Annotated in this window: 11 protein-coding genes; 5 read left to right on the top strand and 6 right to left on the bottom strand. The window is 35.7% G+C overall.

Annotation, left to right across the window (positions count from 1 at the left end):
* Window positions 1-7: 7 nt before the first annotated feature.
* Entirely contained in the window at window positions 8-1,225 is a 1,218-nt protein-coding gene (locus LRP81_RS18105; protein ID WP_230503747.1) for an efflux RND transporter periplasmic adaptor subunit, read from the bottom strand.
* 413 nt (window positions 1,226-1,638) lie between these two features.
* Between LRP81_RS18105 and spxA the strand changes: the two genes are divergently transcribed.
* On the top strand, window positions 1,639-2,037 hold the full coding sequence (gene spxA / locus LRP81_RS18100) for a transcriptional regulator SpxA (RefSeq protein WP_230503745.1): 399 nt from the start codon (window positions 1,639-1,641) through the stop codon (window positions 2,035-2,037).
* A gap of 92 nt (window positions 2,038-2,129) precedes the next feature.
* On the opposite strand, the gene LRP81_RS18095 is transcribed toward spxA, so the two are convergent.
* The gene (locus LRP81_RS18095) at window positions 2,130-2,780 is read right to left on the bottom strand and encodes a TerC family protein (protein WP_317987096.1); all 651 of its coding nucleotides are present in this window, start codon (window positions 2,778-2,780) and stop codon (window positions 2,130-2,132) included.
* 522 nt (window positions 2,781-3,302) lie between these two features.
* Between LRP81_RS18095 and mecA the strand changes: the two genes are divergently transcribed.
* From mecA to pepF, 4 genes are all read left to right on the top strand, one after another.
* Window positions 3,303-3,995 (top strand): adaptor protein MecA, encoded by a 693-nt coding sequence (gene mecA / locus LRP81_RS18090; RefSeq protein ID WP_230503743.1) that lies wholly within the window; start codon window positions 3,303-3,305, stop codon window positions 3,993-3,995.
* A gap of 87 nt (window positions 3,996-4,082) precedes the next feature.
* On the top strand, window positions 4,083-5,594 hold the full coding sequence (gene cls, locus LRP81_RS18085) for a cardiolipin synthase (RefSeq protein WP_230503741.1): 1,512 nt from the start codon (window positions 4,083-4,085) through the stop codon (window positions 5,592-5,594).
* A 289-nt stretch (window positions 5,595-5,883) separates the two neighbouring features.
* Window positions 5,884-7,059, top strand: a complete 1,176-nt coding sequence (locus LRP81_RS18080; RefSeq protein WP_230503740.1) for a competence protein CoiA — start codon at window positions 5,884-5,886, stop codon at window positions 7,057-7,059.
* An 81-nt stretch (window positions 7,060-7,140) separates the two neighbouring features.
* Entirely contained in the window at window positions 7,141-8,955 is a 1,815-nt protein-coding gene (pepF, locus tag LRP81_RS18075) for an oligoendopeptidase F (protein ID WP_230503738.1), read from the top strand.
* A gap of 702 nt (window positions 8,956-9,657) precedes the next feature.
* On the opposite strand, the gene LRP81_RS18070 is transcribed toward pepF, so the two are convergent.
* From LRP81_RS18070 to LRP81_RS18055, 4 genes are all read right to left on the bottom strand, one after another.
* Window positions 9,658-10,527 (bottom strand): ClpXP adapter SpxH family protein, encoded by an 870-nt coding sequence (locus LRP81_RS18070; protein WP_230503736.1) that lies wholly within the window; start codon window positions 10,525-10,527, stop codon window positions 9,658-9,660.
* 1 nt (window position 10,528) lies between these two features.
* Window positions 10,529-10,930 (bottom strand): globin domain-containing protein, encoded by a 402-nt coding sequence (locus tag LRP81_RS18065; protein WP_230503734.1) that lies wholly within the window; start codon window positions 10,928-10,930, stop codon window positions 10,529-10,531.
* Between the two features lie 536 nt (window positions 10,931-11,466).
* The gene (locus tag LRP81_RS18060; RefSeq protein WP_230503731.1) at window positions 11,467-12,141 is read right to left on the bottom strand and encodes a lytic transglycosylase domain-containing protein; all 675 of its coding nucleotides are present in this window, start codon (window positions 12,139-12,141) and stop codon (window positions 11,467-11,469) included.
* Complete coding sequence (locus tag LRP81_RS18055) at window positions 12,138-12,746, bottom strand: CYTH domain-containing protein (RefSeq protein WP_230503729.1); 609 nt, start codon at window positions 12,744-12,746, stop codon at window positions 12,138-12,140. Before LRP81_RS18055 ends, LRP81_RS18060 begins: the two co-directional genes overlap by 4 nt.
* Window positions 12,747-12,797: the final 51 nt, after the last annotated feature.

Here is a 12,797-nt window from a genome sequence, read left to right as displayed (position 1 = left end):
AATAGATTCACTCACTTTGTTCAGATACTTCAGCACCGTCTTTTAGTCGTTCTTTTCCAGATACGGCCACTTTTTGTCCTTTATTTAATCCTTCAATAATTTGCATATATTCATTATCACGAAAGCCTGTCAGGACATTCTGCTTAACTGCTTTATTATCATTTATTACATACACATATGGTTCATTGTCTTCATATAAAATTGCTTCCATAGGTACTACTGTCTGGGCTTCGAGATTTTCTACAGCAACATAAGCAGTAGCTCTCATTCCACCTTTGATGGAAAGATTTTCGTTATTTATAGGGATTGTTACGGAAAACATATTTGTCTGCTGATTAACAGTAGGTGAGATAGTGTCAATGGTGGAATCGAAAGTATCGGCTATCCCTTCAAATGAGACAGTTGCACTTTGTTCAGATTGAAGCTTGCTTACTTGGTAGCTATTGACTTGGAAGTTGGCAGCAATTTGGTCTAATTGAATGATTGTACCGATGGGAACATTAGGTGTAGCAATTCCATCTTTCACGACATTCAGTTCTGAAACTATTCCGTCTATTGGGCTTGTAATGGAAGTGGCATTTGCAACTTGCTGAGCTTGCTTTAGCCCTTGCTGTGCTTGAGTGAGCTGCATCTCCATTTCCATGGTATTAAAGACAGGCATTTGTTGGGCTTGTCCTGCTACGGTTGCGAGTTGAGCCTGTTTAACCATGACTTCCACACTGCTTTGAATTAAGTCCAGAGAAGTAACAGCTCCAGTATTCACTCCATCTAAAAGTGCCTGAGATTTTTCTAAACTTTGGTTTAACTCTTCCTGTAATTTGGGTATATCAGAGAGAGAGGCTTGATTTTCATATGCCTTTTGCATTTCTTTCATTTTAGAAAGGGCATTTTCTAGTTCTGTTACTGCACTTTGTGCCTGCGTTACTTGTTCTGTTGCAGCTTCAGAATCTAAAGAAACAATCAATTCGCCCTTTTTTACTATATCACCAACTTTAACATGGACAGATTCAACGGTAAGGGGGGAGGTTGTTAGAAGTGGTACTTGTATTTCAGGTACAGCTAATCCAATCAGTTCGATCGTATCGCTAATGTTTTTTTCCGTTACTTCTGCTACTGTAACGGGAATGATGCTGGATTCGGAATTATGGCTGGTAATCTCTTTTTGACTACACGCTGTCAAAAAAAATAAAAAAAATAAAGTAGGTAACACCCAGGTCTTATTCAATATCTATCACCTCATACTTATCATGTCTAAATATAAAACTAACATGTATTACAAACCCTTACAATTCTTAACTGTCGATGAGTACTTTTATAAGAATAAATGTTACTACTTTGTGAACAGTCATTTAAAATTGAGAATAAATTTCAATTATAATGAAACTTTCCTAGAATGCTATACGTCTATATACATGTAAACGCAAAAAAAATGGAATAAAATAATAAGCATCGTAAAAATGAACATGTTGTGACAAACGTATCTGACTTGAAAAATACTATACCTTTTTAGTCGGAAATCGTGTATAATTACAATAGAAATTACTTTTTTATAGTAATTTTAAAATGAGAGCGATTCACAATTAGAAACGTTCAGCATGTTCTTTTCTAATATTACTAGATAAAAGGAGAGGAAAGTTCATGGTAACACTATATACATCTCCAAGTTGTACTTCTTGTCGTAAAGCGAAAAATTGGTTAGAAGAACATAACATTCCATATAAAGAAAGAAATATTTTCTCTGAATCTTTATCTATTGATGAAATTAAAGAGATTCTCCGCATGACGGAAGACGGAACGGATGAAATCATTTCAACCAGATCCAAAATCTTCCAAAAGCTAAACATCAATGTTGAAGCAATGCCGCTTCAAGAGTTATATGCTGTCATTAAAGAACACCCAGGTCTATTAAGAAGGCCAATTATTATAGACGAAAAACGACTACAAGTAGGATACAACGAAGATGAGATTCGCCGCTTCTTACCAAGAAAGGTAAGAACATTCCAGTTAAGAGAAGCGCAACGCTTGGTAAACGGTTAAGCATAGCTCTCAAAAATGACAAAAACTTCTACATGGCTACTCATGTAGAAGTTTTTATTATAAGCTCTTTTAAGAATATAATATGACATCACTCAAGCTATTTTCTGTTTTAATAACGAAACGGTCAAAAGGACGCATATCATGATATATGGTAAATACATTTGCCACTCGGCAAACGCCATCAATGATGCAACCACTGGCTCATGAATGATCATCTTGCCCGCTGTAAAACTTAGTATACATGCTCCTATATATACGATGATCGGATATTTTTCCATCATGATTAAAATTAACTTACTTCCCCAAATAATAATAGGCATGGAGAATAGCAGCCCTATGATCACTAAGTAATAGTTTCCATGTGCAGCACCTGCCACTGCCATAACATTATCAATTCCCATAATAATATCTGCGACTACAATTGTTTTAATGGCAACCATAATTGACGGGCTTCCTTTAACGATCGTTCTATCCATATTGTCATTAATAAGTTGAAATGCTATATAATATAAAAGCACGCCTCCAACAAAATGTAAAAAGGGTATGGAAAGTAAGTATACAGCTCCGATAGTAAGAAGTATCCTGCAAATAATTGCTATTATTGTCCCAAAAATAATTGCTTTATTTCGTTGGTTTTGTGGTAAATCTCTGCAAGCAAGTGCTATTATTATGGCATTGTCACCACCAAGAACAATATCTATGCCGATTATTAACAAAATGGCTATTATCAATTCTAGATCCACGATATCGCTCCCTTTTGTATATGTACTATATAAATATAGTGGTGGTTGTCCTATTTTATGCCTACTTATATAAACATGTACACATAAAGTTACTGATCATGAAATTGCTAATATGATAGAATAGGCTTTTTTACGATTTTTAAAAATGTGAGCATTTTTGTTTCCATTCTTCCTTTTTTTATCATAAAATAAAAGTACAAGTATATCACTTTACTGTATACTTGTTCTTATTTTATGATGGATACGATGTATGGTTATCCTGCCTCAAAAATCCAATACTTGCAGTTGTAAATAAGGAGTAAAATCATTCTTTTTACTTCTGATGGATGTTTACCTGCATGGCTAAGTGGATAAATTGTTACAATAAGGTAAAACAAAATTTTGTGGAGGGTCCCTTCCAAAGATAGACGGAGGAAAATGAGGAGCGGACAATGCGTTATTTGCAATCTCATTTAAAAAATGAGTTTGTTTTAAAAAAAGAGCACGCTAATCATTTACCGAAATAGAAGGGAGTTGTTAAAGATGGAGATTGAACGTATTAATGATCATACAGTCAAATTTTACATTTCATATGGTGATATAGAAGAACGCGGATTTGACAAGGAAGAAATCTGGTATAATCGAGAGCGCAGTGAAGAATTATTTTGGGAAATGATGGATGAAGCACACGATGAAGAGGATTTTATGGTCGAAGGGCCGTTATGGATTCAAGTACAAGCACTTGATAAAGGCCTAGAGGTTATCGTAACTCGTGCCCAATTATCCAAAGACGGTAAAAATTTCGAAGTCCCTGTATCAGATGATAAAAGAATAGATATCCCTGTTGATGAAAGAATTGAAGCATTGCTTGATCAACACTTTAATTCGCCTGCGAAATCAGATGATTTAAAGAATGATAAACAGGAAGATGAACAAGACCTCCTACAGTTTATGGTTCGTTTTAGAGATTTGGAATATCTAATATCAGCAAGTCATCGATTATTCCACTTAGAAAACCTAAAGAATGATGTTTTCTTCTATGAGAAAAATTATTATTTATACGTTGATTTTTCAAGTGAACACTATACAGATGAAGATATTGACAATGTTCTAAGTATACTTTTGGAGTACGGGGAAGAATCAGCTCTCTCCATACACCGTCTACAGGAATATGGCTCTGAAGTTGTGAAAGACACTGCGATGGAACAAATGACAAAGCATTTTCCTCTCAGATGATGAAAACCGATTTCAACTTGTTGAAATCGGTTTTTTTTCCAAATTAACCATTTTTCTTTTTATTTTATTTAGGGAGCTGAGAGACTCGTGAAGACCACTGTCAGGGTTTTAGTTTTTGTTCTAGCAATCGGTGCAGTTCTATTTACAACACAAGGACTATGGGAAGGATGGTTGCTAGGCTCTATATCAATTCTTTTTACTATTTCGGTAGTGTTTATTGCTTTTTTAATATCGTTAGAAAATCGACATCCAACCCGTACACTAACATGGCTGGTAGTGCTTGGTGCCTTTCCTGTACTCGGCTTTTTCTTCTACTTGTTGTTTGGACGTAATGTAAGGAAGCGTCGACTTTTCCAAAGAAAAGCACTTTTGGACAAAGAAGTGTTAGAAGAAATAGAAGGAAAAAGAGAATATTCTAGTGAAGAACGTCATCTGCTTGATGAAGGTAAACGAGGAATTTTTCAACTCTCACAAAACATAGGGAGAAGCCCGATTTCCTTTCAAACTGAAACAGTAGTCCTTACCAATGGGGATCAGACTTTTGCTAAAATATTAGAAGAAATTTCAAAAGCAAAACACCATATTCATTTTGAATACTACATTGTAAGGGATGACATTATTGGTAACCAGATTAAAGATTTATTAATCGAAAAAGCAAAAAGTGGGGTACAAGTACGTTTTTTGTTCGATGCTGTAGGTAGTTTTCAATTAAGTAATAAATACATAAAAGAATTACGGGCTGCTGGTGTACATATAATATCCTTTTCTCCTGTTAGGATGCCTGTTTTTAACAACAAAATTAACTTCCGAAATCACCGTAAAATTATAGTGGTTGATGGGGAAGTGGGCTTTGTTGGAGGATTAAATATCGGAGATGAGTATCTAGGGCGTGATAAATACTTCGGTTTTTGGCGTGATACTCATCTTTATGTTAGAGGAGAAGCAGTCAGGACCTTACAGTTAATCTTTCTTCAGGACTGGTACTATGCTACCGATGAATCACTATTGACTCCAAGCTACCTAACTCCTACTTTTGTGGATGAAAAAAAATACGGTGGCGTACAAATGATCGCTGGTGGACCAGATCAAGAATGGGAAGTAATAAAGAATCTTTATTTCTCCATGATTACTTCAGCTAGAAATTCCATATGGATAGCGTCACCATATTTTGTACCAGATGATGATATTTTTACAGCTTTAAAAGTTGCAGCACTTGGAGGACTCGATGTACGACTCCTAGTTCCAAGCCGTCCCGATAAGCGCCTTGTGTATTATGCTTCCCGTTCCTATTTTCCAGAAATGATGGAAGCAGGAGTGAAGATTTACGAATATAAAAAGGGCTTCCTCCATAGCAAAGTGGTCATAGTGGATGAAGAAATTGCATCAATTGGAACAGCAAACATGGATATGCGAAGTTTCCATTTGAATTTTGAAGTGAATGCGTTTCTTTATAACACGGATAGTGTGAATACGCTTGTAAAAGATTTTGAGCAAGACCTATTGGATTCTAAGTCCATATTAAAAAATGAGTATGCTAATAGACCTCTTAACCAGAAAATATTCGAATCAATGGCTAGGTTGGCTTCACCTTTATTATGAAACACCTTTAAAGTGCCGATATACGGTGCTTTTTTTCATTATTTCAGGAGTAAATTACTTGAAAATGCCCTTAAATTAAACAAAAGAAGGGATGGGTAACAATTATTAGGTGTTATTTGTAAAGTTCGTTTTGAAAGAAAGTAATAAAATAAGAAATTTGTTTTTTGTAACTCCCAATCCACTACAAACCTCTTCAAAATATTTCCCGCGGAATTTCAAAAAATATAAAGGGATATGTCGTAGGCTGACGAATATGTAACATGTATAGAGCAAAGAAAGGTGTGATGAAATGTTTGTCGCTAAAAGGGCAGATGGCTCACTGATCTCTCTACACGGCATTTCTAGCAATAAAGAAATTTCGATTGATGGAGAGAATTTTTATTGTCCAGTATGTAATAAAAAACTGCTTTTAAAAAAAGGGCAGGTAAAAAGAGCGCATTTTGCGCATCAGAATAAGGAATGTTATGCATCCTCAGAACCAGAGACACTTTATCATCTTGAAGGTAAAGCAAGGCTTTATGAAAAGCTTCAGGGATTTGACTGGAAGGAGCTAGAATTTGTAATCCCAGAAACAAAGCAACGTGCAGATGTTTTTGTACAAAATTTGGATAATAATTATGCGTTTGAGTTTCAATGTTCCAGTTTATCAAGCAGTGAATTTAAAAAAAGGACAGAATTATATGAAGCTGCTAATATAAAGCCGGTGTGGATCATAGGAAAAGATAAACTTAATCCTGCTGTCCCGAAAATGAAAATCACTTCATTTCAATGGCAATTTCTCCAAAGCTCTTCAAAGGAAAATCCTCCTTTTATTCTTAGTTTTTGTCCTAAGAATTCAATCTTTTATTATCTTTACCCCACCTTTACCTTGAATAGCACAACTACTTATATAAGCTTAATAACATCACCATCTTGGATAGAATATCCTGAGCACTCAATGAAAAATAGATATTTGTCTTGGAAGTCCCATTTTCTGCATTACAAGAAAAAATGGCGGTATCATTATTGCATGTACAAACCGCTAGCAATGCTTCAACGGCTATGTTATGAAAAAATAAATATTCCTCTATCATTAATACCTGCTAGAATTGGTCTACCAGTAACCTCCTTTTATATGCTTCACTCTCCTCTAATTGAATGGCAAGCTTGGATCTACTTTGACTCCATCTATCATTTGCCAATAAATGCTCAACTTCATTTATCAACAATATTGAATGCAGTAAGGTATAGAGTTATAAACAATCAAATAAGACTTAGAGATTTACCTTTAGTTAAAGGTGCTCAATATGAGGATGCTGTTATTGAGTATCTCGATAATTTAGAGATTTTAGGTGTATTGAAGCGTTGTAATGAACATTACTATCAAAAGCTGCTTCCAGAAACTCCATTGCAAACGTTAAAGCAAGCAGTTTATCAAGATTATTTATTATTAGATACTTTAATAAGGCTTAAAAAAAGTAGATAGTAAAAAGAAAAAAGGGAATAATAATCTCATGTCGAATAGTATTAAAGATGCAATTTTTTAGTATTTATAGGGGGTTATCATATGGCAGAACAAACAACTGTAAATAAAATTCAAGAACGCAAGGATATTGCAGTAGAAGATACATGGAGATTAGAAGATATTTTTTCAAGTGATGAGCAATGGGAGAAAGAATTTCAAGAAGTAAAGGGAATGATAGCAAAAATTAAGGATTACGAAGGAAATCTATCCAAGTCTGGAAGTACATTGTATGATGCTTTACAATATCAAGACTCTATTTCTAGTCGATTAGGAAAGCTATATACATATGCACATATGCGTTATGATCAAGATACTACTAATTCTTATTATCAGGGGTTAAATGACCGCGCTAGTAACCTGTATACTCAAGTGGCAAGTGCGCTTTCTTTTGTTGTTCCTGAAATTTTAATAATGGAAGAAGCGGAAATTGATAAGTTTTTGCAGGAGAAAGAAGAACTTTCATTATATAAACATTCATTAGATGAAATAAACCGCCAACGCCCTCATGTTTTATCAGCAAAGGAAGAAGCGTTGCTTGCAGAAGCATCAGATGTGCTATCTGCTTCCTCTAATACGTTTGGAATGCTCAATAATGCCGATTTAACTTTCCCATCTGTTAAAGATGAATCGGGAGAGGAAGTAGAAATTACACATGGTCGTTACATCCGCTTCTTGGAGAGTGAAGAACAGGAAGTAAGAAAAAATGCTTTCAAAGCAGTTTATGAAACGTACGGAAAATATCGAAATACATTTTCTAGCACTTTAAGTGGTGCTGTGAAGAAGGATAATTTCCAGGCAAAAGTACGTAATTATAATTCTGCTCGGCACGCTGCGTTAAGTAATAATAATATTCCTGAAGCTGTATACGATAATCTAGTTAGTACAGTGAACAAAAATCTACACCTCTTGCACCGTTATGTAGACCTCCGCAAAAAAGTACTTGAGTTAGATGAGCTGCATATGTATGATCTTTATACTCCTTTAATTAAGGAAGCGAATATGGAGGTTTCTTATGAGGAAGCAAAAGATTATTTGGTAAAAGGACTTGCGCCACTTGGACAGGAATATCTTGAGATTGTTAAAGAAGGCTTTGAAAACAGATGGGTAGATATCCACGAGAATAAAGGAAAACGTTCAGGTGCATACTCCTCCGGGACTTATGGTACCAACCCATATATTCTAATGAATTGGCAAGATAATGTGAATAATCTTTTTACTCTTGCACATGAATTTGGCCATTCAGTCCATAGTTTTTACACAAGAAAAACGCAACCTTATCCATACGGGAACTATTCTATTTTCGTTGCTGAAGTGGCATCTACTTGTAATGAAGCGTTATTGAATGACTATCTATTAAAAACAATTGATGATGATAAAAAGCGATTGTACTTACTAAATCACTATCTAGAAGGATTCCGTGGGACGGTATTCCGCCAGACGATGTTTGCAGAGTTCGAGCATAAAATCCATGAACTTGCACAAAATGGGGAAGCTTTAACAGCTGACTTGCTAACAGAAACATATTATGAATTAAACAAAAAATACTTTGGCGAGAATATTAATATAGACGAGGAGATTGGATTGGAATGGGCAAGAATCCCTCACTTCTATTACAATTACTATGTCTATCAGTACGCGACTGGCTTTAGTGCTGCAACTGCATTAAGCAAACAAATTCTAGAAGAAGGTCAACCAGCAGTGGACCGCTACCTTGAGTTCTTAAAGGCAGGAAGCTCTGATTACCCAATAGAGGTATTGAAAAAAGCAGGAGTAGATATGACAGAATCTACACCAATTGAAGAAGCTTGCAAAGTTTTTGAAGAAAAGCTGAAGGAAATGGAAGAACTACTTTCCTAATCTATCGGAACCTTATGTAGTTCTTTGCAGCTGCATAAGGTGCTTTTATTTTTAATCTTGTTTTTTTACTCTAAACCAAGTAGGCAATAACGAAAAATGTTATTTAAAGCCCTTAAACCTTCTTTTGTTACTTATTATTAGGATGAAAATAAAAATAGACATAAACAAAAGAGGAGAAGTTAAGTAAATAGGATACAATTTCATAAGTCCAAGAGTATTGACATACAAACTGAATAGGATAAATAAAATGCTGAGTAAAAGAGGCAACCTAGACAATATGATTTCACCTACCTTTCTAAAACTTGTACATCTCTATTAGAAATATTTACGTAATGAAAGTGCTTTCCATGCATAAAAGCTGCAAAAAAATAGATGGAATGTGACAAAGTTGTGAAATAGAGGTCTAACCTCTTGTCAAAAGTCGACAAAATTTGATATATTATAAACGTGAAACGATTCACAAACAAACATATACCCCTTTGTTTGACCGTGAAAAATTTCTCCCATCCCCTTTGTTGTCTTTAATGACACAGAAAGCCCCAGTCCCGTTGACTGGGGCTTTCATTTTTTATTAAGGGAAAAGTAGTTTCATGAAGGTAACCCTAACCTTTTCGGCTATCCGTTGTATGTGTGTTGGATTCAGTAAAATTATCAAAAACTAAAAACCAGACAATATTATCTTGTCTGGTCATTACTATTCTTTCACCTAATATATCTCCAAAATGTCCCATATTTAACAGGTACCTTTTCCACTTTTTGAGCAAATTGAAGCTTTTTTAACTCATGTTCGACTTCCCCAATCGGAAGATTATAAACGACCGAAATTTCCTTTGTTGCCACAAAGGAAAACTGTTTTAGGAAATCTTCTAATGGTGGCAACATCTTAGGGAATGGCCGCTCTCCAAGCATGTCCTGTAAAATATGAACATAAACTTCATATGAATGATAGCCAGAAACTTTTATTCCTTCTTCTTCTATATTTTCGTTAAAAAAGACCAATGTGGGAATTTCTGATACTTCCATTTCATTAGTAATTTTAATATCACAATGCAATGCTTTTGAGGCACTTTCACTTATCATATCTTTTTCAAACTCTTCCATATCTAAACCAACAGATTGTGCACAGTCTCCTAATACAGACAAATTAGAAATGTTCTGTTTTTCAAGAAAAAGAACCTCTTGCAATTTTCTTAAAAACTTTATGCCTGCTCTCCTACCTTGGAGCTCGGCTGCTTTAATTGCAATCGATGCTATATGAGGAGACGCAATTGGATTTTCCAGCCAAAGAGACCCATCACAGGACATTCCAGAGCGGGTGGCTGTACGTTCCCACACTTGCGCCATTGAAGCGGCGTAATGTTTTTTTGCAAGATTGAGGGAGGAGAGTTGCCCTGTCACAATATGCTTTATCGTAAAATATTGACCATATTGAACATATAGCTTTTTTAGCATTGGTTCCAATGCCCAGCATTCTGGACAGAGCGGATCAATAAAAAAGTATATCTCAATAGGTTTATTGGTTGTATGCTGTATATTTTTTAAATAAAATAACTTCTTATCATTACAGGTCACATCAATCTTCCTTTTCTTCAGGTTTGTCTGGGGAATTGATCATATGTTGAGCCGTTAAAACTAAACGCTGAAAAAATTCTTTTCGATACGGACCTTCAAGCCCAATTTCATCCATGGCCTCTTCCATACAGGTGAGCCAGGCTTTCGCACGCTTTGGTGTTATTTCGAATGGAAGATGGCGTGCACGTAGCATAGGGTGACCATGTTCACTAGTATAAAGGGAGGGACCACCTAGATACTGAGTAAGAAATTGCTTTTGCTTTCTTGAAGTTTCAGATAAGTCATTTGGAAAGATTGGAGCTAAATCGGGATGGCGACCTACTCGACTATAAAATGCATTGACAAGTTCATGAATAACCTGCTCTCCGCCAATTTCTTCAAAGGGTGATTGAATATTAACCATTAATATTAACTCCTTACCTTTTTTCAGTTGTTACGATTGTATGTATATTTTAGCAATGTGGTTATTATATCTCAAATAATTCGATTCCACCCTTGCAAAAATTAGGGAAAAAAGGAGGGGGTTGGGAGTGAAGGCGAATATGGAGAATCCAAATAATTACTACATAAATGAAAAAACCATCCAGTAAATGGATGGTTCAGACTGTTGACAAACCCAAATTATTTTTAGATTTGTATTTAACTGTTGATCTTCGTTGCAGACGCTTCGCTTTCCGCGGGCGGTCCGGGAACCTCCTCGGGCTGCGCCCTGTGGGGTTTCCCATGTCCCTTCCTCCCGCAGGACAAGGAAGGCTTCGGCAGCCATTCATCGCACGAAGAAAATGTGTCAGCATTTTCGAGGAGTCTGCGCGTCTTCCACTACGATCAACAAGGGAATTGCATGGATTTAAATAAAAATGTACCTTTGTCTACACACTGAACCATCCAGTAAATGGATGGTTTTTTGCTCGTATTGCTTTATGGAAAATTTGAAAAAGATTAAACAACAATGCTCTCCGTTACCTTTCGAACATAATTTAACGTTTCTCTAAAAGGTGGTATCCCATTGTATTTATCCACATTCCCTGGGCCAGCATTATAGGCAGCAAGTGCTAGTTGGATGTTTCCGTTGTATTTGTCAAGCATCTGACGAATATATTTTGTCCCACCCATGATATTTTGGTATGGGTTGAAAGGATCCGTAACACCTAGACCTTTTGCGGTTTTCGGCATTAATTGCATTAAGCCGGCTGCACCTGCATGGCTAACGGCACTTGGGTTGAAACTGGATTCATGCTGAATGATGGACTTAATCAATTTGGGATCGACTCCGTACTTTACGGCTGCTTCTTGAATGATATCTTCATAATTAGTTTTATGGGCAACACTGATTGCACTTTTATTTGAGGCAGCAACATTAAGAGAAGAAGTCTTTATTTCCTCTATGTTTAATTTGTTTATAAGTGTCGCAGTATTCAGCGGATGCACAAAGGGAATGGTGGTTTGATTACCTAGACCTGAGTGTGTTGAGCTTATATTGGTATCATCGTCCAGTAATCCTTCTAAAACGGAGGCAAATGGATGCTGTGTTCCAATATTATTTTTCGTTTTACCTGCTGAAATGCCTTGTAAAGCCTGCAATTGCATCATTGATCTCATTTGTTCCACGTTCATTTTGGTTCACCATCTTCTGCCTTAGCCGAAGCTTTTGCTTCATAAAAGCGGATAATTTTATTTTTTGTTTGCCGTTGAGGGATTCCGTAAGCATTCAGAAGTTCAAGGAAGATTTCTTTCCCTCTGTCAAAATTCTTCACTTCATATTCCAATTCAAAATCACTTGTTTCAAGATAATGGCTCTCATCCAATACAAGAAGACCGTCTTGGTAAGGGAACTCGATGCGGTTTGTTGTTAATGATCCAACATATTCAATATGAGCGGGTGAAACTCCTAACTCATTCGTCAAGATAGTATGAATTTTACCATTAATCAGGCCCGTCTTGTTTTTTAATAAGGAATACTCTTCTTCAGAAATAACTTGATGTGTCTCGAGTAGGCCTTCATCTGCAGGCTGTTTTAAAGTAAGGGTATAATTGTCTCCTTTTATACGAACCCGTAGTGCACACCCTTTATTTTTTAATGAAAAATCAGGAGTATCAAAATAATGGTTAGTTTGTTCAAAGAAATTCTCAGGATTCACCTTAAATGCAGAGCAAAGTGATGTAAATTCATCAAATGTTAACAAATTTTTAAATTCGATTTCAATTTCCTGGTGAGTCATAATTAATTACCTCTTTACGTTTGATAATTCTATTATTACGTGCTTTTCATT

The sequence above is a fragment of the Sutcliffiella rhizosphaerae genome (assembly GCF_917563925.1).
GTDB classification, from domain to species: Bacteria; Bacillota; Bacilli; order Bacillales; family Bacillaceae_I; genus Sutcliffiella_A; species Sutcliffiella_A rhizosphaerae.
This window is presented reverse-complemented; position numbering and strand designations above follow the sequence as displayed.

Bases quoted from the DNA above. Each gene is read 5' to 3' on its own strand.
- spxA (WP_230503745.1), top strand. From the start codon at position 1,639: ATGGTAACACTATATACATCTCCAAGTTGTACTTCTTGTCGTAAAGCG.
- mecA (WP_230503743.1), top strand. From the start codon at position 3,303: ATGGAGATTGAACGTATTAATGATCATACAGTCAAATTTTACATTTCA.
- LRP81_RS18080 (WP_230503740.1), top strand. From the start codon at position 5,884: ATGTTTGTCGCTAAAAGGGCAGATGGCTCACTGATCTCTCTACACGGC.
- pepF (WP_230503738.1), top strand. From the start codon at position 7,141: ATGGCAGAACAAACAACTGTAAATAAAATTCAAGAACGCAAGGATATT.
- LRP81_RS18065 (WP_230503734.1), bottom strand. From the start codon at position 10,930: ATGGTTAATATTCAATCACCCTTTGAAGAAATTGGCGGAGAGCAGGTT.
- LRP81_RS18060 (WP_230503731.1), bottom strand. From the start codon at position 12,141: ATGAACGTGGAACAAATGAGATCAATGATGCAATTGCAGGCTTTACAA.
- LRP81_RS18055 (WP_230503729.1), bottom strand. From the start codon at position 12,746: ATGACTCACCAGGAAATTGAAATCGAATTTAAAAATTTGTTAACATTT.